The following is a 22,500-nucleotide window of genomic DNA, read 5'->3' as shown; positions in this document are numbered from 1 at the left end:
TCTCCTCTTTTGACTAATTTCTAATAGTTGCTACATCATTAAATAATGAATGCAATTTCATCACGGTTGTTTCCATATCAGAATTTTCTTCTACTTGCTGTCTTAGAAATGCATTGATTGGTTGATGAAGAGAAATCGCATAATCTACTAATGGATTTGATCCTTTTTGATAAGCACCAATATCAATCAAATCTTTTGCTTCGGTATAAGCAGACATGTTTTCTTTCAACTCACCGGCATGTTTGTAATGTTCTGGGGCAACGAGACTTTTCATGAGTCGGCTTAAGCTATTTTGCACATCAATCGCTGGATAATGATTTTGTGAAGCAATTTTTCTTGAAAGTAAAATATGGCCATCTAAAATCCCTCGCACTGCATCGGCAATCGGTTCATTCATGTCGTCTCCTTCAACTAACACAGTATAGAAAGCTGTGATTGATCCTTTATCAGACATACCACTACGTTCTAACAGTTTCGGCAATGCAGTAAATACTGAAGGAGTATAACCTTTTGTTGTCGGAGGTTCGCCAATGGACAAACCAATTTCTCGCTGTGCCATAGCAAATCGGGTAACTGAATCCATCATCAAGACAACTTTTTTGCCTTGATCACGGAAATATTCAGCGATTGCCGTTGCTACATGAGCACCTTTCAAACGAACCAGTGGGGGTGAATCCGACGTGGCACACACGACAACTGATTTTTGATAGCCCTCTAAGCCTAAATCATTTTCAATAAATTCTTTTACTTCACGCCCACGCTCACCAATTAACCCAATGACGATAACATCCGCGTCACAATATCTTGCCAGCATACCTAATAGTGTACTTTTACCAACACCACTACCAGCAAAGATCCCCATACGTTGTCCTTCGCCTACGGTCATTAAGCCATCAATAGCACGGACACCAGTACTCATCACTTGCTCGATTTTGCGACGTTTAAACGGATCCGGTGAATCATTTAACACTTCATATTCAAAGCAGTCTGTTTCAATAACTAAGTCATCCAAGGGTCGACCTAGTCCATCCAATGTATGACCTAACAATTCGTCATTAACTTTAACAGTCAGTGTTTGTCCGGTAGCTTTTACCAAACAGCCTGGTCCAATGCCTTCCAGTTCGTCCAACGGCATAAGTAAAACCGTCTGTTTGACAAAACCTACAACCTCTGACAAGGCCACTTTATCACTATTTCGAATATTAATCTCACAAATTTCTCCAACAAAAACATCTAAACCTTCGACTTTGACAATTAAGCCCACAACCTCACTGACTTTTCCGTATACTGAAAAAAATGGATATTTTTTTGCTTGTTTTACATATCGTTCTGTCGGTAATACTAGCTCCATATTAGTCATCAGTCCTTTGAAATTTGTTGTAAAAATTTGCGAAGTTCATCTTCTAAATGAAAAATTGCCAATGTTTCATCTGACTCCACAGATAGTTCATACGCCCCCATCGATGCATCATTTAAGACTACATATCGTAGTGAAGGAATCTCTTGCTTTAATTGTTCCATTCTTCTTTGCAATAATTCATGGTAGCGGCCATTTGCGCGAACCGTTATTAGCTGATCAGCCTTTTCAAGCTTTAGCAGAATTGGATTTACAATTGCTAATATTGTTTTTTCATCAAAATCAAATTGGGCCTGAATAAGTGCCTCTGCCATTTCGATACTGAATTGAATAAGTTCTTGTTGTTTCTCCTTCACATACGTTTCAGCAGAAGCCATTGCCTCTTGCAATGAGGCCGTCGCTTGTTTCAGTAATTCTTCGCTTTCTACTTTTGCTTGGGTAATGCCTTCTTGATAGCCCACTTGGTAACCGCTTTGCTGGCCTTCTTCAAGTCCTTGCTGTTGAGCGATTGTTTTCACTGTTTGTGCTTCTTCTTGCGCTTGTGCTTGAATGATAGTTGCTTGTTCTCGCGCAGTTTCAATAATCTTTGCTGCTTCTTCTTGGGCCTGTTGCAGAACCGTCGTTTTCATTGCCTCCAATTTTTGCGCTTGTTTTTGCTCCTTAGTTAGCGACTGAGCTTGTTCAGGCTCTTTTACTACAGTTTTTTGTTTCAATTGATTTTCTTGGGTAGAAGTAGCAACTTTTTTTACTGGAAGAGTCGGTAATTTTGTGACAATTGATTTTGAGCTGTTACTCTTACCAACTTCTGCCCCTTTAACTAACGACTTATTTGACCACGGCATCTTGTTCGCCTCTTCCAATATAAATTTCACCGGCTTCGTCTAATCGGCGGATAACAGCGACAACGTGTTGTTGTGCTTCTTCGATTGCCGATAGACGAGTTGGTCCCATAAACTGAATTTCTTCTTTAATATTTTGTACAGCACGACTTGATAAGTTTGTAAAAATGAATTCACGAATATCTTCCGTCGTTCCTTTCAATGCCAGTACCAACATAGTATTTTCGACGTCACGCAACACTTTTTGTACATCCAAACGATCCAAACCAACAATATCTTCGAAGGTAAACAAGCTTGACTTGACTTCGTTGGATAAATCCGGTTGGCGTTTTTCTAAATCGGTCAAGATATTCTTCTCGGTACCACGGCTGGCAGAGTTTAAAATTTCGACCAGTGTATGCACACCACCGACATTTTCAGTGCTATTTTCAACATAATTAGAGAATTTATTTTCAATGACCTTTTCAATACGACGAATAATCGCTGGCGACGTACTTGAAATCATGCCGACACGCTCTGCAATCTCAACTTGCAATTTATCTGGAAATTGTGAAAGAACGGTCGCAGCTTTTTCAGGTTGTAAATAACATAAAATTAAAGCCACGGTTTGTGGATGCTCATTTAGTAATAAATTTGTTAATTGTTGGGTATCTGCTTTACGTACAATATTGAACGGGCGTTCTCTCAATTGAATTTGTGTTAAAACATCAATCACATCTTTTGCTCGTTGTGGTCCTAATGCCTGATTCAATAAATCTTTCGCATAATCAATCCCACCATCTAAGACGTATTGTCGTGCACTTGAAGTTTCGACTAATTCTTCTAGGACAAGCTCTCGTTCTTCAGGACTGACCATATCGGTATTCGCAATTTCGTAACTTACTTTGCGAATCATATCTTCTGGTAGTAATTTCATCACTTTGGAGGAGGTTTCTGACCCTAACGAAATTAATAATACTGCTGCTTTTTTAATACCTTCCATGGTATTATCCATCATTTGCGTCCCTCCATCTATTTTTCTTTCAACCACGCTTTAATTAATTCTGCTGCAATTTCAGGATTGTCATTCGCAAATTGTTTTGCACGACGATCTCGCTCATCATATTTTTCTGCTTCTTTTCGTTTTTCATTTTCAGCTGGATCAATTGTATCGATTTCATTATCGTCCTCTGCTTCTTCATAAGCAGTTGTCGCTTGATTGCGTGCAATTGATTGTAGTAGCTCTTCATCCAAAGCTGGTGAAGCGACAGATTCTTGCATCTCTTCTTCGGCTACAAGGAAATCATCATCATTGCGACGTCTACGCACTATCAAGATAATGATAGTTACGATAACAATCGTCAATAGGATACCACCTGCAATGGCAAGATAAATCCACCAATTTGCATTTTTCGCTTGTTGCTCAATCATGTCATCGGTTGCTCCATCATCTTCTGCTGTTTCAAAATCTAACCCTTGGACAGCAATTTCATCGCCACGTTCTTCATTAAACCCGACAGCAGAAGCAATCAAGGTTCGTAGCTCTTGTTGGACATCAGCGGGTAAATTACCTGGCACCACGACAGAACTAGTCATGCGTCGAATCATGCCCGGAGCGCTAATTGTTTTGGTCGTCTCCGTGTCAAGTTCGTTGTTCACACTACGTCGATAATTACGATTGCCCTCTGCGTCATCGCCAGTGACAACTGTTACGTTGTCATTTACTTGTCCTGTTTGTGCTTCTTGAATTGCATCAGCATTCCCTGATGCTTCTACTTGTTCGCTTCGTATTTCGGGGTTATTGTAAGTTGTCGTTGTTCGTTCCACAGAATCGAAATCTAAATCCACATTGATGGATACTTTTAATTTATCTGCCCCATAAATTGGTTCTAACAAATTCCGAACTTTCTTTTCCAATGCCTCTTCATAGGCTGATTTGATACCTATGTAACGGTCACTTACATTAGCTAAGGATTCTGCCTCTTCGCCACCAGCTAAAACTTTACCATTTGCATCAACGACTTTTACATTTTCTGGTGATAGGTTTTCTACAGCGCCAGAAGCTAATGTCACAATTCCTTGAATTGATGAGTCCGATAAATTGCCGTTCAATGTTAAGACAATCGAAGCTGTGGCATCTTTCTTTTCACGACTAAAAACCCCATCGTCCGGTGTAACCAAGATAACTTTTACTTTTTGAACGCCATCAAGCGAGCCTATTGCTTGTTCCAATTCACCTGTTAATGCACGTTGATACATAATTTTACGATCTTCGTCGGTTGTCATCATGTCTGATTGATCAAATAACTCAAATCCTGTCGTGCTATCTGGCAATTTATTTTCAACAGCCAAATCGATTCGATATTCATCAATCATATTTTTATCAATCAGAATCGTCGTTCCATTATCTCCTAATTTGTACGGAATATTTTTTTCCTTCAAATCAGTCGTTACTTTGCCCGCATCTGCTTGAGCTAAGTTAGAAAAAAGAACGCCGTATTCTACTTTGTTCATCATATAAGAAAAGGTACCAATAATAACTAATAAACTGATTATTCCTAAAATAGCTACTTTCTTCATCAATGAGCTAAGATTTTGCCATTTGTACCTTATTTGTTCGAACCATTCTTTTATATTGGCACCCATTCATTCCATCCTTCCAAGCTATGTGCTCATTTTTTAGAATTGCATATTTTTAATGTCGTTATATGCTTCTAAACATTTGTTACGTACTTGTACCGCTGTTTGTAATGATAATTGCGCTTCCGTCATATTTGTCATTACTTTTGCTAAATCATTCTCATCGCCAGAAATCACACGTGTAGTATCTGCATCAATAATCTGCATGTTTTGACTTAATCCCGCGATGGCTTCACCTAAGTGAGAACTAAATGATTTTTCCGTTTCATTAACTTGAGGAGTGATTTGAGGGGTATTCGTTGCTTGCAACTCTTGAATTTGTTTTTGATAATCCAACAAACTTTGTGCATACGATATTGTATTCATGTCATTACTCCTTTGAAATTTCTAGTGCTTTTCTCAACATACTCTTGTTCATTTCGACGGCTGATGCATTTGCTTCATATGTACGCAATGTTTGAATCATTTCAATCATTTCGTCCGCCACATTTACATTCGATTGCTCAACATAACCATTTTCATCTGCTGCTGGGTTTGTCGGGTCGTAACTCAAGTTAACTGTGTCATCTTCTCGAATGCCGTCGATACGCACGCCATAGCTCTGTTTATTGGTTAACGCATTGCTTTGCTGCACGTTTTTTAAACTCTCTGAAAACGCGACTGTTTTTTTTCGATAAGCATCACTTTCTATCGTCTGAGCAGTATTCACATTCGCAATGTTCGTCGAAATCGTATCCAATTTAAAACGTTCTAAAGAAAGGCCACTCGCATTGATGTTTAATCCATTAAAAATACTCATACTCAATCTCCTTTTAATTGCTCAATACATAATTCATCATTTTTAGGCGTCCATTTAATTGGGCTGTTAAAGCATTGTAGTATAACCCATTTGTTGCCTGATTGAGCATTTCCACATCTAAATCAACATTGTTGCCATTTTCTTTTACTGAAGATGTCTGATTTTCTTTTACCACAGGTTGAATACTCGTTACATCATTTCGCAAATGATTTTTGTTTGTAGTCTTTAAATGAAAGTCATTTTGACCGATAGCTTTTTGTAGTTCACTTTCGAACTCGACTCGTTTTGCTTTGTAATTTGTCGTATTGACATTAGCAATATTGGTAGAAATTAATTCACTGCGTGTATTTGCAACCTGCATTGCTGTTTTTAATAACCCATATGTATCCAATCGCCATCATCCTTCCTTGTTACAAAATGTTCAAAAAATTATTGTCCGTTTTTTATTTTTTGAACCAACAAATAATTGCATTAATTTTCTAAAATATTTCAGTTTTTACAATCCGATAAAATTTACCTTAATTTAAAATTAATACGCTTATTAAGTATAAGTAATTCAGTGCATCTTTACAATAATTTTTATTAATCCAAAGAGAAGTTTACTATAAATAAAACCTATCGTAAATACCATAAATCGCTTAATTTCAAAGAATTTTACAATTGCATTCTAAGCTCGCCCCCTGAAAAATAACAAAACCACTTAGCGAAAGCATGTGAAATATTTGACTTTTTTCTTTACATCGCACTTTATAATAGTAAGTTTGATATTTTTCCGATAACAGAAACAGTTTTTTTGAAATATATTTTATTAGCGAACAATTCAATAAAAAAAGATTTCTTATTTTTATGCTTAAATTTATAGAATAACAACCGATTTTATTTTGTATGAGCATTAACTGCTCACTATTATGTGTGAAAAGAGGAAAAACATTGAAAAAAGGAAAAAAAAGTATCGGTTCACTTATTCTTTCTGTGCTAATTTCATTGGCTTTGTTACCTATCTTAGTTATGCTAGCAAGTTCATACAAACTAAATACTGATTTATTACGCGATCGCAATGAAACTAACCAACGAAGTACAACCAATGCAGTTATTACAGAAAAAGACAATTTATTAAATACAACTGCTCAACGCCTAGAGGAAATTACAAAATTACCTGCTTTCCAAGAAGATTGGGACTTAAATAAAATTCATGAAACAATGAATTTAGTTACATACGGAGATTCGGGAATTAAAGGTATGACGTTTGCAACAGACCAAGATGAATTTACTTCATTAAGTGATTTACCAGACGATTTTGTTCCTAGCTCACGCCCTTGGTTCCAAGCTGCTGTCAAAAAAAACGGTGAAGTTGCTTGGTCACCACCTTACAAAAATGCTGCAGGAGAAGATTATTTAACCACCGCTTCAAAAGTGATTCGCCAAAAAGATGGACGCTGGGGTGTTATTAGTCTGAACATTTCATATGAAGGTATTGGTACACTATTAAGTGATTTGACAGTCGGACGTACAGGTTATATCACCTTAATCTCTAATTCAGGAATTATCGTTGCTGATGCTAATCCGGCTAGAATTGGTAAAGACATTTCCGAAACAGAAATCTTTAAGCAAATTGCTAATTCAGAGAAGAACGAAGCAATGGTAGAACTTAAAAAAGAAGATACTGAAAGTCCTGATGTGACAAATTTATACTTTGATAAAGGACGTGAAGGCAGTCAATCTTGGGCATATGCCTCTATTCGTAACGATGAGTATTCAGTTGAAACAACTGGTTTGATTCGCAATTCCGCTATCGTTGCTATTGTTATGTTGATTTTAGTCACATTGTTTGCTTTCTTAGTTCGTAATATTATTAAAGAAATTATCAATGTGTTTGAAGAACATTTTAATGAAATGAAAGATGGTACTTATCGTAAAATCAATAAGCAAGAAAAGACCAAAGATAATCGCTTTAGTATTGTCAATGCTGCTCGTCGCTACGTGTATCCCGATGAAAACGGCACAGAAATTCATCGAATGGCGTCTAGCTATAATGCAATGATCGAAGGAACAGGTGCAATGGTTTCTGAGGTACAAGACGAAAGTAACCACGTCGCTACTATGGCTGATTCTTTATTGGAGTTATCCCAACAAACAAGTTCTGCTACTAGTGAAGTGACTGAAACAATTACTGGTATTGCTGAAGTGACTGGCACACAAGCAGAAGAAACAGAACGTAGTGTCTCTCAATTACAACAACTATCAGACATCGTTCAAGAGCTTACTGAAAATGTAACTACCATGAATGACCAATCAAAAGAATCAACCGAAATCAATCAACAGAGTATGGAAGTCATGAATGCCGTTAATTCAAGTTGGCAACATGAAATGGCTCAAATGAGTTCTTTAGTAGACAGTATGAATGGTATGAATCAAAGCATTCAAGATATCAATCAAATTATCAACGTCATTAATGATATTTCTTACCAAACAAACTTACTCGCGTTAAATGCTTCAATCGAAGCTGCACGTGCCGGGGAATCAGGGAAAGGTTTTGCCGTTGTCGCTTCGGAAATTCGTCAACTTGCAGAACAAAGTAAAAACTCAACAAAAGAAATTGAAACAATTATCGGTACTATCCAAGGACAATCAACACAAATGGTGGAACAAGCTTCACGCTCATTGGAAGGTAGCGAGCAACAAACTCGACTAATCGACCAAGCGATTTACTCTTCACAAGAAGTCTTTAACCGCAGTTCAGCGATGATTAAGGGGATTCAAGAAATTGAAATCTCTACTAATCGCATTGTTGAAATTCAAAATATTGTCTTAGAAAATCTCGAAAGTATCTCTGCTTCAACCGAAGAGAATGCAGCTGGTACCCAAGAAGTCTCTGCTAACGCGGAAGAAGTCTTAGCAACTATGGAAGAATTTGTTGGCCATGTCAGTGATTTACAAAATATCTCTGAAGGTTTAAAACAAAGCATGAGTCGCTTAACAATGATTGACTAGCAAAAAAAGAGAGCCTGACAAGTCGTCAAGCTCTCTTTGCTTATGCTAATGTACGAAAGGCATTCATTCCACCCTCAACATTAATTACATCAAATCCTTCATTTGCTAAAAATTCGCAAGCTTGTACCGAGCGAACACCCATTGTACAAACAACATAATAGGTTGTTTCTGGGGACAAGGCAGGAATTGCGTTTGCTAACTCTCCAATAGGAATGTTGATAGCTTCAGGTAAATGATTCTGTTCAAAAGGTAATGCATCTCGTACATCAATAATTGTTAATGGTTCTTCACGTCGTTTTGCAAATTCTTCCATTGAAATTGATGAAAACATATCCACTCACTCCTCTTCTTGCATCCTACGAAAGAAAGCTGGTTTTGTCAATGTGAATCTCGCACCGGCAATAGTAGCCGCAACCCATTTAAGACGACTAAAATCGTGCTTCCCTCATGACCAATGACTGCAAAAGGAATCGTCAATTGTTGGCGAATATTGAAAAAGATTAAGGTCACAATAACGAAAATACTAAAGCAAATATTTTGTAAAATCACTCGTTTCATTTTTTTTGACAAGCGATGCGTGTAAACTAACTTACTCAAGTCATTTTCCATAATTACTACATCGGATACTTCCATTGCTACATCCGTTCCTTGCCCCATCGCAATCCCTAATGTTGCTGTGGCTAAGGCTGGAGCATCATTAATTCCATCACCAACCATCGCATTCTTACCAAACGTTTCCTTCTGCTCTCTAACATGGGCTACTTTGTCCTCAGGCAATAACGCTGCTTCAATTTGTCGAACTTCAACTTGCGAGCCAATAAAGTCAGCAGTATTTTGCGCATCACCAGTTAACATAACCGTATGAACACCTTGCTGGTTAAAGTAAGTCACCGCTTCTTTTGCATTAGTATTGACAGTATCAAGTAGCGCAATGGCACCTGCGTAATGCGCATCTTTTTCAACATATACGACTGTTTTTCCTTCAGCTTTCCATTGATTGATTGCTGGTGTATCCGCATAGTTAGCTCTTTTCTTCCCAACATAATAAGATGTTCCTTGATAGATTGTCTGCATTCCTTGAGCAGTTTGTTCTTCTGTCGTCAGATGAAGGATGGGAACTTGCCACTTCTCTTTAATTGCTATTGCAATTGGATGTGTACTCTTTGATTCCAACGCAACAATCATTGGAATCAACGCTTCGCTAGTTAAATCATAATTGGTAACCGTTAGTTCGCCCCGAGTTAAGGTACCTGTTTTATCAAATGCAATACTCTTAATTTCAGATAAATCTTCTAAGTAGGTACCACCTTTGAATAACACACCGCGTTTTGCGCCATTACTAATAGCACTCAACAACGCTGGTGTACTACTAGCAACTAAAGCACATGGACTCGCTACAACAAGTAAGTTCACTCCTCTGTAAAGACTCTCTTGCAACGTCCAATGCAAACCAAAATAAAAGAAGACAACCATCAAAGGCACACCAATTAAAATTGCTAATACATAACGATTCTCTATTTTTTGCAGAAAACTTTCCGTCGTTGTTTGACTATTTTGCGCTTCTTTGACCAAACGTATGATTTGTGCCAACATGGTTTCAGACGCATCTTTGGTCACTATAATTTCTAACTCATTTCCTAAATTTACTGTACCTCCATAAACCTCATCATTTACACTTTTTAAGCGAGGCACACTTTCCCCACTAACAACTGCTTCATTAATTTCAGAGGTACCACGAATAATTTGTGCATCTGTTGGAATACTTTCACCTTTAAAGACAGCTAAATGATCACCGATTACCAAATCTTTCACAAGCATTTCAACAAAAGACCCATCCACATCTATTTTCCGTGCGACTTGCGGCTGCTTATCAAGCAAACGATTAATTTCGCGCGTACTTTGACGTGTCGCATATTCTTCCATGATATGACTCAAACTAAAAATAAAAATCAATAAAGCTCCTTCTCGCCAATCACCAATCAGCCCCGCTGCTAAAGCTGCAATCACCATCAGTAAATCAACATTAAAATGTCGCTCTTGAACTAATTCTCGCACACCTTCAATAGTTAATTCAAATCCACCAACTAAAATCGCACCAATATAAAAAATAGTCTGATTAAATGAGAAAAAGACTTCCATTATAATTCCTATTACTAATAGTGCTGTACAAATGGCCGTTGAACGCCATGCTAATTTTTCTTGTTCCATTCTTTATCCCTCCTCACAAAACTAGCATAGCACCTATCTATCAACAACTCATACAAAACCCCTTAAATGATAAAGAGAATCACTAGCAATAAAAAAAACACACTCAAAACTGACTGTGCTTTTTAGTAATTCCCTATTCTTTACTTTCTGTTGAGGATAGATTATTTCTTATTTTTGAAGAAATATTATTTTTCAATTGGTCAAAATCTCCGTCAAAGATAGCTACTTCAACGGTTAAATCTGCTAACATTTTATTTGTCAACTCTAAGTGATATCCATTCATTGCTAAAAATACATCTAATGCCATAGCAGCCGTGCGTTTATTTGCATTGAAAAATGGATGCTTCTTAACAAGATTAATAAATAAAATACCCGCTTTTTCCGAGATATCCTTATATACATCTCCACCAAATACTGTCGCTTTAGGCTGTTCAACAATCATTTCTAACGCATTTCTATCAGCAACACCTATTGGCTCTGCTGGAGAAAATGTTTCTATCTGTAACTTATTGAAAAAAATGATTTCTTCTATAAATAGATATTTATGACTCATCGCTCCACTAACTCTCTGTAGGCTTCTTCATATTTGGCAAGAGATTTTTTTGCATACAATGCTATTTCTTCTTCTCTAGTTACTTCTTTTTTCTTGATTAAGTGACTCCAAGCATCATTATCTACATCTACAACTTCTCCTGGTTGAATGTTAGCTTTATCTAAAAAATCTTGCGGAATGGTAATCACGACCGAGTTCCCTACTTTTCTTATTTTTTTCTCTTCCAATTGCATATTTATCACCTTCCTTATTATTATAATAGTATATACATGCGTATATACACAATTAAAACTTCTTCTTTTATAAAAATCTTTATCAATTTGATCTAACAAATTCAAAAAAAAGCACAATCAAAACTGACTGTGCTCTACTCAACTATTCTTTTAATTTATAGCCATTTTCCAGCATCATTTCTTCACTTTTCTTCATGCTAATGCCTTTTGATACATCGCCTTCAAAAGTAATACCTGGTACGTTTTTAGCGGCTTCAATATCCACGTCCGCATAAGTAATTGTTAATTCCTCTACCAATTGATCTTGTTGATAATCAATCTTATGCGCCATACCTTCTAGTTCGCGATATTGCTTCACAATCGGTTCTAATCTTTCTTTGGCAGCTTCTTCATTTGCTACCCCCAGATAATCATAGCTCATAACATTCTTCGTCGACTGTTTTTCCACCGTGTCTCCTATATAATAATACGTCATCTCTGAGCTAAGTCCTTCTGTTTCTTTGACAAATACTTTGGTGTCATATTTTTTCTCTGTTCCGCCACCATTTCCACAACCAACAATAAAGAGTAGCGACATGATTAACATACCAACAGTTACCATCTTTTTCATCATCAAACACTCCTTTTTAAAATAGCGCTTTCGTAAAGAGTAGCAGTTTTTTATCAAAAACACCCTTGATTTGCTTGTATGCTTTTTCGCAAAATAAAAAAGTGTAAAAACTTTTTTGACAGTTTTTACACTTACATACGTTACTTAAAAAGAAGGAATCATGGTGTCACCATGTTTGTCTTCCATAAATTGTTTCACTTCTGGACTAGTGATTGCTTTTTTCAATGCTTTAATTTTTTCTGAATCTTGATTATCTTCACGAGTAACAATTTGTAATGCAAAGTAATCGTCACGTTTTTGTTCTAAGAAAATTGCATCATCTGGCGTTAAATTGATTTTTTTGATATAAGCTGGGTAATTGTACATTAAGGCAACATTTGGTTCTTGATAGCTTTCAGATAAATTCAATAAATCAACGGATAACCATTCAAAGTTCTTTGGATTTTCAACGACGTCTTTCACACGACCTTTTACGCCGACACCATCTGCTAATTTAATTAATCCTTGTTGCTCTAAAATAGCCAATGCACGACCTTCATTAGTTGGATCGTTAGGAATTGCGACTTTAGATCCATCTGGAATGTCATCGACATTTTGATAATCTTTTGAGTAGAAACCGATTTTTACATCATACATAGGTTGAACAGCTACTAAATGAGCATCTTTTTCTTCATTGTATTGTTCCATAAATGGTTTGTGTTGAGCGAAATTTGCATCTGCTTCGCCATTGTTCACCATGTCATTATAAGCGACATTATCAGTTACGGAGACATTTTGAATATCCCAACCATCTTTTTTCGCAACTTCTGCAGCAATTTTTACCATTTCTGCGCTTGTTTCTAATTGGGTAGCTACTTTGATTACTTTATCATCCGCAGCTTCTTTCTTATTTCCGCAAGCAGTTAAAGTGAATACTGCAAGTGCTGTCAATACTCCTACATATAATTTTTTCATCTTTTCCCCTACTTTCATCTAGCTAACTTTGGTACGTAACTACGCATTTCAAGTTAATTTATTATAACACAATTCAAATTAAAATATAACAGAAAAAAAGGAGAAAAGATTTGTTTTCTCCTTTTTGCTTAAAAATAGCTTTTTCTGTATTAATTTAAAAAATACAACTGTATCTATCAGCGATTAATCCTCTGCTACCATTAATTCTTGCGGTACTGCAAACAAATACGTCAAAATAAAGGCACCTACAAATGTCAACAAACCGACAACGATGTAACTAATTAATTGGTATGAATCATAGATATACATCAGTGGCGATAAAATTACTGCCAATCCATAAGAATTTGCTTGAACACCTAAGATAGATAAAACTGCACCGCCGATTGCTGAAGAAGCTAGCATTACTGCCAATGGTTTCGTTCCATAGCGCAACGTAATACCAAATAATGCTGGTTCACTTACTCCTAACAATTGCGTCACACCAGCACTCGTTCCAATTACTTTTACCCGATTGTTTTTCGCTTTGATACTAATTGCAAAACAAACTGCTGCATTCGCAAATCCATACATCGCACATAGTGTAATTAGTGGATTGAATCCTGTTGAAGCTAATAACGTTGTTTCAATCATAATGAATAAATGATGCATTCCTGTCATAACAGCTAATGGGTAAATAAAACCGATAATTAAGCCACCAATGCCAAATGGTACATGAATTAACCCTTCCACAATGTAGACTAGGCCATCTTCAATAAAATGCAACACTGGGCCTAAAACGAGTAATCCTAAGAGCATCATGCCAGCAATAACGAAAAATGGCGTGAACATCAAATCAAGCGAATCAGGCATTCTTTTTCGTAAAAATTTCTCGAATTTCGCACCAATAATCCCGATTACCAAAGCCGTTAAGACACTTCCTTGGTAACCAACAATCGGAATAAAACCAAACGCGATTAATGGTTCGACGCCACTGTTAATATCTGCAACTGAATAGGCATTAGGCAACATCGGTGAAACAAGCATTAACCCAATGACAAAGCCAATAATGGGTGTCCCACCAAATTTTTTAAATGCTGACCAACAAATCAGCGCTGGCAAGAATGCAAAAACGGTATCTGTTAGCACACTCATCAATACAAGGATATATTCAGGAATACCAGCTGATGATGTCCCAAAAAATCCTAATACGGTATCGTTTAAAACAACGCCTTTCAGACCTAAGAAGAGACCGGTCGCAACAATTCCCGGAATAATCGGAATAAAAATATCCGCTAATGTCCGAACGCCTCGCTTAATTGGATTTCCTTCTTTTTTCACTTCTTCTAAATCTGCAACCTTATTTTCTAATTCTTTGTCATTTTGAGTAATGGCTTCATAAACTTTATTTACTGTACCTGTTCCTAAAATAATTTGATACTGACCAGCATTGAAAAAGACGCCTTTTACTTGATCGATTTTTTCAATTTCTTTGTCATCAATTGCTTCACGGTCCTTTACTTCCAAACGTAATCGTGTCGCACAATGGGTAATGGATTGAACATTGTCTTTTCCAACAACCGTTAAAATATCTTCACCAATTTTTTGATAATTTGTTGCCATCGTTGTTTCCTCCTTAGATACTAATTAAAAAGTACGCTTTGATAAGGTAATAAAGTAAATTCTTTACCAGCTGGTTCATTGATTGCATGTGTATTTAAATAAATCTCTCCAATTTCATCCGCCAAAGTAACAGCTTCTTCTTCTGGACTTAAGTTCGTCAACACATAAACGGTGTCATTCTCTAACTCACGTGCATAGCCAAGCACATTATCTGGCAAATCTGTTAAAAAGCGAATACTCCCTGTTTTTAAAATCGGGCTAATTGCTGAATGCTGACGCAAGGCAATCATTTGTTTATACATGTCTAGCACACTATTTTCGCTTGCATGAACGCGAGGGTATTCTTCCGTCATTTCAAGCCAAGGTGCAACTTTTGAGAACCCACCAAATTGCTGATTATTCCATGGCATCGGTGTGCGTGAATTGTCTCGACTACGTAAATTAACAAAATTCATCGCTTCTTCTGGAGAAAACCCTTCTTGTATCGAACGATGATAATTATCGATACTTGAAATATCATCGAATTGACTAATTTGTTCACGTTGTGCATTGACCATTCCTAGCTCTTGTCCTTGATAAATGAATGGTGTTCCACGTAAGAAGAAATACATCACACCAATCCCAGCTGCTGCTTCCGCTGTTTGGAATCCTTCTTTCACTAATTTAGACAACGCACGTGGTTGGTCATGATTTTCAATAAAGTTTGCGCCCCAACCAGCAGCTTGTAACGCTTCTTGCGAATTTATTAGTAATTCTTTGAACTCTTTCGTCGTCCAATTCGTACGTTTAAACCAATCTGACCCTGACTCCACATCAATATCTGCATAATGAAAATCAAAAATCATTGAAAAATAACCATCTTCTCCAATAAACTGAGAAAACTCGTCATAAGGGACGCCAGGTGCTTCTCCGACAGTGACACAGTTGTACTTTTCAAATGTTTCTCGCTTTAATTCATTCAGAAATATTTCAATACCTGGTCTGTTTCGTGTCTTATGTTTGCATGAAACAAGCCCATCAACACCATCTGCTGGTAAACTTGCATAATCTTGGTCTTTTTTGATAAACGTAATCGAATCAATTCGGAAACCCGCGATTCCTTTATCCAACCAACGATTAATCATCGCATAAATTTCTTGTCGTAGTTCTGGGTTTTCCCAGTTTAAATCGGGCTGTCTTTTATCAAAGACATGGAGGTAGTAACAATCTTCGCCTGGAACTTTTTCCCAAACCGAGCCGCCAAAAATCGAGCGCCAGTTATTTGGCCGTTCTTTACCTTCTTTAAAAATATAGTAATCACGGTATTTACTATGCTTATCTTTCAAAGCTTCTTGGAACCATTGATGCTCATCCGACGTATGATTAATCACTAAGTCCAATAAAATTTTGATTCCCAATTGATTGGCATCTGCCAATAATTCATCAAAATCGGCCATCGTCCCAAATTGCGGGTCAATCCCTTCAAAGTCTGCAATATCATATCCGTTATCTACCATTGGAGAAGTAAAAATCGGACAAATCCATAACGTTGTAATACCTAAGTCTTTCAAATACGGTAATTTTTCACGGATTCCTTGTAAATCACCAATTCCGTCATCATTTGAATCATTAAAACTCTTTGGATAGACTTGATAAATAACTTCCTCTTTCCACCAGTCTTTCGTTGTTTCTACATTGTTCATTTGATTTCTCCTCTGAATATTATTTATGGTATCGATACCATACATTTCATATAGAAAATCCGTTGCTTCTAAACGGATTCTCTTTGAATTAATTGTAAGTGTAAATTCGTTTGATCTACTGTATATGTCGTTGACTCAATCAATGAAACCATTAATTTTGTTGATTCAATTCCTAACGCTGAAACAGGCTGTTCAATCGTTGTTAGTGGAACAGACAACATGGATGTAAATGGTTGATTGTCAAATCCAATAATTGCTAAATCACTTGGCACATGTAAGCCTTGTTGCTGTAGGTAGTTTAATACCCCCATTGCTACTTCATCACTATTGGTAAAGATTGCATCTGGACGATTTTCTTCCTCTAATGCCATCAATTGACAAGCAACCTCTTGTCCATCTGCAATTGTATGAATTTGTTGAAAGACCCATTCTTTTTTAAACGGTAATTGGTGTTCTAATAATGCTTGCTCAAAGCCTTGCGTTCGTTCTTTCCCGTGGCCTTTCGTCGTTAAATTACCACCGGTACAGTAAGCAAGCTTTCTATAACCTTTTTGAATCAGAAAGCAAGTTGCTTCATATGCAGCTCGTGATTGATCTGTAATCACACTAGGTACCGTTGTTCCTACAACTCGTTCATTACAAAAAACAATTGGACCGTACGCTTGATAGCTTTCAATCAGTTTTGTTTCGCCTTCAACCGAACACATAATCAAACCAGCAATGACTTGTTGCTTTAACATTTCCAGCATTTTCATTTCTGCTTGATGATCATCATAAGTTTGCATAATTAAGACATTGTAACCTTGTTGCTTCGCTTGTTTTTCAATCGCATCCACTAAATACGCAAAAAATGGATTCGTAATCCGTGAAACGAGAATACCTATCATCGTTCCTTTTTTCGAACGAAGTTGTGTCGCAATCGAACTTGGCGTATAATCAAGTTCATCCATTGCTTGTTTAATCCGTTTCTTGTATTCTTCGGAAACATACGGATGATTATTTAAGTAGCGAGAGACAGTTGAAACAGATAGGTTGGCTTTTTTAGCTACATCTTTAATCGTTGCCATATCATCGCTCCTTTGTGGTATCGATTTCATACATACTATAAAATATTTTGAATCCGTTGTCAACAAAAAAAATAAAAAGATGCATTCTTGCTTAAATTACGCAAGAATACATCTTTTGAGTAATTAAAATTTATTGTTCCAAAATAATCGTGTTTGCTTCTTGTACAACAAAAGCTTTCGTAACTAAATTCGCAGTCAATGTTGCGACTTGATCGCCGGCTTTGTTTTTACGGACTACCACTAGCTCATTTTCTGTTGGGGTTGTTACTTCAATACTACCCGACAAGTCAAAGGCTTCCGATTGATTACGGAATTGCAATAACTTCAGAAGGTTTTGGACAACTGGACGTTGGACTTCTTGATCAATTTCGTCGAAATCATAGTAATGACGATTGATATTACGACCTTCTTTCGTCGCTTCTAATAACTCAATATCATTTTTTCCAGCCAATAGACCAACATAATAAATTTGTGGAATCCCTGGTGCAAATACTTGGATGGCACGTGCTAATAGATAACTACGGTCGTTATCTCCTAGTGCACTGTAATATGTGCTGTTAATTTGATAAATATCTAAGTTGTTGTAGTTGGCACTAGAATAAACTTTTTTCACATTCGCTCCGACCTTGTACAACTCTTCCGACGTGTAGTCCAATTCTTCATCGGTTAATAAATCCCGTGCATCAACGACACCGATACCATCATGAGTATCTAACGTGGTGAATTGTTTCATTGGACTCATTTTCAACCAGCGGGCTAGTCGTTCAGACTTGCCACTATAGAGTGAATACAACGTGACCATCGGCAAAGCAAAATCATAAATATAGTAGTTATGGTCGGCAATTTTCATTTGAATCGAGTAGTGCTCATGGATTTCCGGCAACAACTCAACCTCATATTTCGCTGCTTCTTGACGGACTTCATCTAATAATTCCCAAATATCGGGTTCCACAAAGAAATCGTTGGTATCTAATTTTTTGATAGCATAGGCAAACGCATCTAAACGAATTAACGAACAACCATGACTGGCCATATCTTTAATGGTTTCACGAATAAATTCTTTCACGATTTCTTTGGTCACATCTAAATCAATTTGTTCTTCCCCAAAGGTATTCCACACTTCTTCGGTCGTTCCATCCACAAATTCAACCGTCTGAAAGGGTGCTTTGTCTTTGCGTTTATAAATTAAATCAATATCTTCTTGCGTGGGGCGATTTTCTGGGAAAAACTCATGAATTCGAATAAACATGTCTTTATAAGGTGAATGTTCATGATTTTTCTTAAAGTCTTGGAAAAATTTCGACTCACGAGAAATATGGTTAATCATAAAGTCAAACATTAAATAATAGTCTTCTCCTAATGCTTCCACGTCTTCCCACGTACCAAGTGCTGGATCAACCGTGGTATAATCACTCGGTGCAAAGCCACGATCACCCGTCGATGGAAAGAATGGCAACAAATGAACCCCACCAATGGCACCTTTTAAATACTTGTCTAACACTGTTTTTAACTCACCCATGTTTTTACCTAAACTATCTGAATAGGTAATGAGCATCGCTTCGTTTTTGATTTTCATTGTTTAACCTCCATAATTTGCTAATACAATACTTTCAAAGGGACGTAAGACAAAGGATTCTTCTAACATATCATTTTCTACGGGGTAGTTACCGATAACGAAATAATTTAATCCATCATGCTTAACTCGTTGTTCTACGGACGTTGGATTAATCAACACGCGTATTATTTGTCCCTCTAATTGACGCTCGTACACAATTACTTCTTTATTTTTTTCAGCTACAGGAACAAATTCCCCGTAAATTAAATTCTCTTGGTATGGACTATTCTTACGCAATGCAATTAATTGGCGGTAATAATGTAAGACAGAATTTGGATTATTCCACTCATTTTCAACATTGATAGTTTCATAATTAGAATTGACTGGAAACCAAGTCGTTTCTGCTCCTGAAAAACCTGCTTGTTGTGTACTATCCCATTGCATTGGTGTTCTAGAATTATCACGGCTGCGATGATTGACAATCTTTAGTGCCTCTTCTTCCGTTAAACCAGAAGCAATTCCACGATAATATTGAGCATAAGTCGCCACATCATCAAACGTATCAATGTCCGCTAGCGTTATATTCTCCATCCCGATTTCTTGGCCTTGATAGATAAATGGTGTTCCTCGTAAACACATAAACAAGGTCGCTAACATTTTTTTGCTGTAGTCATTAATATGTTCTACTGGGATATATTTATTAATCGAACGTGGTTGATCATGGTTTTCTAAATACAGTGCTCCCCAACCATTTCGTTGCGTCATTAATTGACTATTAAAAATTCGTTCACGCATCTGTTGCCATGTCCAATTACTGTCAACAAACCATTCACCCGTTGCAGGTACATCAATATCAGTATAACTAAAATCAAACACCATAGAATAATAACCATCTTCACCAATATATTCTGCTAAACGTTCTTCTGGCACATCTGCTTCTGCAACGGTCATGCTGTTGTGAGGTCGAAATGTTCGCTCTTGCATTTCTTCAAGCCACTCTTCAATACCGGGTTTGTTCAAAATCCAGTGTCCAATAAAGGCGCGACCGTCTTCACCATCTACTTCTAATTGGCCATATTCAATTTCTTTTTTGATATTCAAAATTGCATCGATTCTGAAACCACCCAGTCCCTTATCCAACCAATGGTTAATCATTTTATAAATTTCTTCACGCACTTCTTCATTTTCCCAGTTTAAATCAGGCTGCTTTTTCGTAAAAGCATGTAGATAGAAAAGATTCTCTTCATTGGGTACTTTTTCCCAAGCGGCATCCCCAAAGTAAGAGCGCCAATTATTTGGTGGGTTGCCATCTACCCCTTCTCGGAAGATATAATAATCACGATATTTACTATCCGGATCAGCCAATGCTTTTTGAAACCATTCATGTTCATCTGAAGTATGATTCACGACTAAATCCATCAATACCTTTATTCCTAATCGATTAGCTTTTTCTAACAATTCATCCATTTCTTCGTTCGTTCCAAAGCGTTCGTCAATGGTATAGTAATCAGAAATATCATAGCCTCCATCATCCATTGGTGATTGATAAACTGGACATAACCATAAGACATCAATACCTAACTCTTTTAAATAGTCCAAACGATTAATAATCCCACGAAGATCTCCAAAACCATCTCCATCACTATCTTGAAAACTTTTCGGATACACTTGGTAGACTACTGATTCTTTCCACCAGTCTTTTGTTGTCATTGACTCACCTCTTTTATTTAAAAATAATTCCTTGATATGGTTTTAAATGAAGGTATCCATCTACATAAATATCTGTTTCTCCATTGGTTAGCAAAATTTCCTCTACTGATGCGACAGGTACTTGCATTGGTTGATTCGTCATATTACAGATAACAAAGATAGACTCTATACCTTGACGCTCATACGCAACACACCCTTTAATCTCGGTAGCAAAAGGCACCGTATCACTGTAAATAAAGGTCTCTTGATACGCTTTATTTTTACGTAAAACAGCCATTTTTTTGTAGAAATTTAATAGTGAATGTGGGTCATCTTTTTGTTGCGCATAATTGATGTCATGGTAATTTGGATTCACATCAAACCAAGGTTTTACTGTCGAAAATCCTGCATATTCTGACGCATCCCATTGCACTGGTGTCCGACTATTTTCACGACATTCAATATTAATTTGATGCAACGCTTCATCTTCAGATAGACCTTCTAATAAGTAGTTTTCATAGTTATTATAGGTTGGTAAATCCAAATACTCCTCAATCGAATCTTTCGGATAATCGACCATGCCAATTTCTTGTCCTTGATAAATAACCGGAATACCACGTAAAAAGAAATACATCATTGCTAATGCTGACGCACTATTGAAATGAATCTCCGACTCAGGAATCCAGCGGTTTAGCGCTCTTGGTAAATCATGATTTTCCAAGAAATTCGTAAACAATACACGACCATTTGCTTTTACTTGCTTGGCAAACATTTTTGTTTTCATGTCCTCAATAAATGTCACTGGATGCTCTTTGTATTTCTCTTGCTGAATGGAATACGGAGTATGATAAAAATCAAAAATTGTTGAAAAATAGCCGTTTTCTCCAAAATATTCTTCCCATTTGTCAGGATCTTCCACATCCATTTCAGCAATCGTCAATACATCATTGTCAGTAAAGACGCGATCGCGCATCTCTCCTAAAAATTCGCCAATACCTGTTGCGTCACGATAATGCTCCCATACCGTAGCCAAATTATCCGGACCATCTGCTGGGACATTGATATAATCATAATTTTTCTTAATATGCGTAATCGCATCAATTCGGAAGCCGCCTAATCCGCGGTCTAACCAATACTGAATCATTTGATACAATTCTTCACGTAACATTGGATTTTCCCAGTTCAGGTCAGGTTGACCTTTTGTAAACAAATGTAAGTAGTACTCATTGGTATCTTCAATTTGTTCCCAAGCACTTCCGCCAAAAATAGAACGCCAATTATTCGGTGGTAAACCATCTTTCCCTTCTTTTATCACATAATAATTACGAAAATCACTATTCGGATTTGCTAACGCTTCTTTAAACCATTCATGTTGATCAGAAGTATGATTAATCACTAAATCCATTAAAATTTTAATGCCACGTTTATTGGCTTCTTGAATCAATTCTTCAAAGTCTTCATTTGTTCCAAACGATGGATCAATTTGGAAATAATCTGAAATATCATACCCATGATCAACCATCGGTGATAAGTTAATCGGACTAATCCAGACAACATTTACGCCAAGTTCTTGTAACTCATCTAAATGTTGAATCATTCCTTGAATGTCACCTACACCATCATTATTTGAATCTTGAAAACTTTTTGGATAAATTTGATATCCAATTGTTTCGTGCCACCATTTTTTATTTAACAACTGCTTTTCCACTTAAAAACCTCCAGTAACTTTTCCAATAATTCAACTT

At 36.8% G+C, this 22,500-nt stretch carries 20 protein-coding genes; 1 reads left to right on the top strand and 19 read right to left on the bottom strand.

Annotation, left to right across the window (positions count from 1 at the left end):
- Window positions 1–13 precede the first annotated feature (13 nt).
- The 7 genes from fliI to flgB are packed head-to-tail and all read right to left on the bottom strand — an operon-like array spanning window position 14 to window position 6,005.
- Window positions 14–1,351, bottom strand: coding sequence for a flagellar protein export ATPase FliI (gene fliI, locus BAU17_RS11625; protein WP_418904815.1), 1,338 nt, complete (start codon window positions 1,349–1,351; stop codon window positions 14–16).
- Window positions 1,352–1,359: 8 nt separating this feature from the next.
- On the bottom strand, window positions 1,360–2,199 hold the full coding sequence (locus tag BAU17_RS11620; RefSeq protein ID WP_161902990.1) for a FliH/SctL family protein: 840 nt from the start codon (window positions 2,197–2,199) through the stop codon (window positions 1,360–1,362).
- Window positions 2,183–3,190, bottom strand: coding sequence for a flagellar motor switch protein FliG (gene fliG / locus BAU17_RS11615; RefSeq protein WP_161903197.1), 1,008 nt, complete (start codon window positions 3,188–3,190; stop codon window positions 2,183–2,185). Before fliG ends, BAU17_RS11620 begins: the two co-directional genes overlap by 17 nt.
- Before the next feature lie 17 nt (window positions 3,191–3,207).
- Window positions 3,208–4,821 carry a flagellar basal-body MS-ring/collar protein FliF gene (gene fliF, locus BAU17_RS11610; RefSeq protein WP_161902989.1) on the bottom strand — a complete coding sequence of 538 codons (1,614 nt, stop codon included), beginning with the start codon at window positions 4,819–4,821 and terminating at the stop codon, window positions 3,208–3,210.
- A gap of 33 nt (window positions 4,822–4,854) precedes the next feature.
- Window positions 4,855–5,181, bottom strand: a complete 327-nt coding sequence (gene fliE, locus BAU17_RS11605; protein ID WP_161902988.1) for a flagellar hook-basal body complex protein FliE — start codon at window positions 5,179–5,181, stop codon at window positions 4,855–4,857.
- 4 nt (window positions 5,182–5,185) lie between these two features.
- Window positions 5,186–5,614 carry a flagellar basal body rod protein FlgC gene (gene flgC, locus BAU17_RS11600; RefSeq protein WP_161902987.1) on the bottom strand — a complete coding sequence of 143 codons (429 nt, stop codon included), beginning with the start codon at window positions 5,612–5,614 and terminating at the stop codon, window positions 5,186–5,188.
- A gap of 13 nt (window positions 5,615–5,627) precedes the next feature.
- Window positions 5,628–6,005 carry a flagellar basal body rod protein FlgB gene (flgB, locus tag BAU17_RS11595; protein WP_161902986.1) on the bottom strand — a complete coding sequence of 126 codons (378 nt, stop codon included), beginning with the start codon at window positions 6,003–6,005 and terminating at the stop codon, window positions 5,628–5,630.
- Window positions 6,006–6,544: 539 nt separating this feature from the next.
- Between flgB and BAU17_RS11590 the strand changes: the two genes are divergently transcribed.
- Complete coding sequence (locus BAU17_RS11590) at window positions 6,545–8,605, top strand: methyl-accepting chemotaxis protein (RefSeq protein ID WP_202622323.1); 2,061 nt, start codon at window positions 6,545–6,547, stop codon at window positions 8,603–8,605.
- A gap of 40 nt (window positions 8,606–8,645) precedes the next feature.
- On the opposite strand, the gene BAU17_RS11585 is transcribed toward BAU17_RS11590, so the two are convergent.
- The 12 genes from BAU17_RS11585 to BAU17_RS11530 all read right to left on the bottom strand — a co-directional run bounded on the left by BAU17_RS11585 (window position 8,646) and on the right by BAU17_RS11530 (window position 22,463).
- On the bottom strand, window positions 8,646–8,936 hold the full coding sequence (locus BAU17_RS11585) for a rhodanese-like domain-containing protein (protein WP_161902984.1): 291 nt from the start codon (window positions 8,934–8,936) through the stop codon (window positions 8,646–8,648).
- Between the two features lie 47 nt (window positions 8,937–8,983).
- Window positions 8,984–10,813, bottom strand: coding sequence for a heavy metal translocating P-type ATPase (locus tag BAU17_RS11580; RefSeq protein WP_161902983.1), 1,830 nt, complete (start codon window positions 10,811–10,813; stop codon window positions 8,984–8,986).
- Window positions 10,814–10,946: 133 nt separating this feature from the next.
- Window positions 10,947–11,366 carry a type II toxin-antitoxin system death-on-curing family toxin gene (locus BAU17_RS11575; RefSeq protein ID WP_161902982.1) on the bottom strand — a complete coding sequence of 140 codons (420 nt, stop codon included), beginning with the start codon at window positions 11,364–11,366 and terminating at the stop codon, window positions 10,947–10,949.
- Window positions 11,363–11,599 carry an AbrB/MazE/SpoVT family DNA-binding domain-containing protein gene (locus BAU17_RS11570; protein ID WP_161902981.1) on the bottom strand — a complete coding sequence of 79 codons (237 nt, stop codon included), beginning with the start codon at window positions 11,597–11,599 and terminating at the stop codon, window positions 11,363–11,365. Before BAU17_RS11570 ends, BAU17_RS11575 begins: the two co-directional genes overlap by 4 nt.
- A gap of 142 nt (window positions 11,600–11,741) precedes the next feature.
- Entirely contained in the window at window positions 11,742–12,212 is a 471-nt protein-coding gene (locus BAU17_RS11565) for a YehR family lipoprotein (RefSeq protein WP_237579122.1), read from the bottom strand.
- 141 nt (window positions 12,213–12,353) lie between these two features.
- Complete coding sequence (locus tag BAU17_RS11560) at window positions 12,354–13,163, bottom strand: MetQ/NlpA family ABC transporter substrate-binding protein (protein ID WP_161902979.1); 810 nt, start codon at window positions 13,161–13,163, stop codon at window positions 12,354–12,356.
- Between the two features lie 183 nt (window positions 13,164–13,346).
- Window positions 13,347–14,762: a PTS transporter subunit EIIC gene (locus BAU17_RS11555; protein WP_161902978.1), complete on the bottom strand. Its 1,416-nt coding sequence runs from the start codon at window positions 14,760–14,762 to the stop codon at window positions 13,347–13,349.
- A gap of 20 nt (window positions 14,763–14,782) precedes the next feature.
- Complete coding sequence (locus BAU17_RS11550) at window positions 14,783–16,444, bottom strand: glycoside hydrolase family 13 protein (protein ID WP_161902977.1); 1,662 nt, start codon at window positions 16,442–16,444, stop codon at window positions 14,783–14,785.
- Window positions 16,445–16,512: 68 nt separating this feature from the next.
- Window positions 16,513–17,511 carry a LacI family DNA-binding transcriptional regulator gene (locus BAU17_RS11545; protein WP_161902976.1) on the bottom strand — a complete coding sequence of 333 codons (999 nt, stop codon included), beginning with the start codon at window positions 17,509–17,511 and terminating at the stop codon, window positions 16,513–16,515.
- 130 nt (window positions 17,512–17,641) lie between these two features.
- Window positions 17,642–19,087, bottom strand: coding sequence for a sucrose phosphorylase (gtfA, locus tag BAU17_RS11540; RefSeq protein ID WP_161902975.1), 1,446 nt, complete (start codon window positions 19,085–19,087; stop codon window positions 17,642–17,644).
- 3 nt (window positions 19,088–19,090) lie between these two features.
- On the bottom strand, window positions 19,091–20,776 hold the full coding sequence (locus BAU17_RS11535; protein ID WP_161902974.1) for an alpha-glucosidase: 1,686 nt from the start codon (window positions 20,774–20,776) through the stop codon (window positions 19,091–19,093).
- Window positions 20,777–20,789: 13 nt separating this feature from the next.
- Window positions 20,790–22,463: an alpha-glucosidase gene (locus BAU17_RS11530; protein WP_161902973.1), complete on the bottom strand. Its 1,674-nt coding sequence runs from the start codon at window positions 22,461–22,463 to the stop codon at window positions 20,790–20,792.
- Window positions 22,464–22,500: the final 37 nt, after the last annotated feature.

It is taken from the genome of Candidatus Enterococcus willemsii (genome assembly GCF_009933335.1).
In the GTDB taxonomy this organism is placed as follows: domain Bacteria; phylum Bacillota; class Bacilli; order Lactobacillales; family Enterococcaceae; genus Enterococcus_F; species Enterococcus_F willemsii.
Note: the sequence above shows the minus strand (reverse complement) of the source record. Positions and strands in the feature narration are given on the sequence as shown.